The 1,627-nt window shown below is 60.1% G+C and carries 1 protein-coding gene and 1 tRNA gene; both read left to right on the top strand.

From position 1 onward, the window contains the following. Positions 1-50 precede the first annotated feature (50 nt). Positions 51-127, top strand: a tRNA-Met gene (locus OQZ28_RS17435). A 445-nt stretch (positions 128-572) separates the two neighbouring features. Beyond that, complete coding sequence (locus OQZ28_RS17430; protein ID WP_458136693.1) at positions 573-1,355, top strand: hypothetical protein; 783 nt, start codon at positions 573-575, stop codon at positions 1,353-1,355. Positions 1,356-1,627: the final 272 nt, after the last annotated feature.

The raw sequence follows: 1,627 nt of genomic DNA, 5'->3' as shown, positions 1-1,627 counted from the left end.
AAGGCACGGGAAAGTCGGTCGCCGCCAGGTCTTCCAGTCTCCCCTACAATCGCGGGGTGGAGCAGCCCGGTAGCTCGTCAGGCTCATAACCTGAAGGCCGCAGGTTCAAATCCTGCCCCCGCAACCAAGCATAAGCGTCTGAAAAGACAAAAGAAAAGCCACCCGGAAGGGTGGCTTTTTTTGTGCCCGGAACGCGGCGCAGGATGCACATAGGATGCAATCGGGAGTCGTAGTGGGGCGTAAAATCGCTAGTTTCACATTTCCGTGATGTACGAAATTCCGGCGAGCGGCCGACCTATCCAAACAGGTTGAATCGAGATTGCATCGTTAACGCGCTTCCGGGGAAGACACGAGCTTAAGTACCCGCTGACCGGAGAGTTCGGCGTGCAGGCCGCATAGTCGGTCAAAGGAAGAGGGCCGGTCTGGGTCCGCGACGGAGATTTGACGCGAGAGAGGCTCGCGGCTCCCGTCGTGGAGTTTCCCCCCATGACAGTCCAACCCAATCCGCTCGGGACCGTCTGGGGCGCGCGCCCGAGACGATCCGTCTGCGCGTCCTCAGTCTGGGTGCCGGCGTGCAGTCCACCACCCTGGCCTTGATGGCCGCTCAAGACGAGATCGGTCCGATGCCCGATTGTGCCATCTTCGCCGATACCGGCTGGGAACCGCAGGCGGTTTATGACCATTTGTCTTGGCTGCGCTCCCCCCATGTTCTGCTCTTTCCGGTTCATATCGTCTCGACGGGCAATCTCCGCGACGATCTGCTCGGCGCGTCGCGCGGCGGACGTTGGGCTTCGATCCCAGCCTACACGCGCGGCAACGCTGACGACCGCGATGACATCGGGATGATCAGGCGGCAATGCACGACCGAATACAAGATCGCGCCGATTCGTAAAAAAGTTCGCGCGCTGGCCGGGTTGACGCGGAAACGTTCACCCCGCGAACCGTTTGTCGAACAGTGGATGGGAATTTCCTTCGAGGAAATCACGCGCATCAAGATGTCGAGGGAGGCGTGGCAGGTCAATCGCTGGCCGCTGATCGAGAAGCGGATGACGCGGCGCGATTGTCTCCGCTGGCTGGAAAGTTACGGTTATCCTCGTCCGCCGAAGAGCAGTTGCCTTGGGTGTCCGTTTCATTCCGATGCAGCTTGGCGCGCGATCCGCAAAGATCATCCAGAGGAATGGGAGGATGTCGTGGCTGTCGACCGGGCCATACGGCGCGGTCTTCGCGGTATCCGGGGCGAGGTTTTCCTGCATCGTTCCGCCACGCCGCTGGAAACGGTGCCGCTGACCGCCTGTGAGAAAACAGGGCAGACGGACCTGTTTCTGGACGAGTGTGACGGGGTTTGCGGCGTCTGAAACTGAGAGAACGACCCGCGAAATCAGGAATTCATAATTGCGTGGTGTTGGTGGGCCACATTCCACCGGAAGCATATCCTTGGATACCCGCGCTTGCGTGCGGCGTACCGCCCGAGACGCGCCCGAACGTCAATGCAGGGTGTAGGTGTCAATCGGCACTCAAAAATAACCCCTGATCGGCATGCAATATTAACCCCCTGTTGAAGGCCCGGCCTGTCTCCTGAAGCCGTAGGCGTAAGGAGACAGGCCGGGGCAGGTATGGATCTGGAGAG

The sequence above is a fragment of the Komagataeibacter sp. NFXK3 genome, assembly GCF_054182245.1.
The sequence above is the reverse complement of the archived record's forward strand: the minus strand, read 5'-3'. Positions and strand labels throughout refer to the sequence as shown.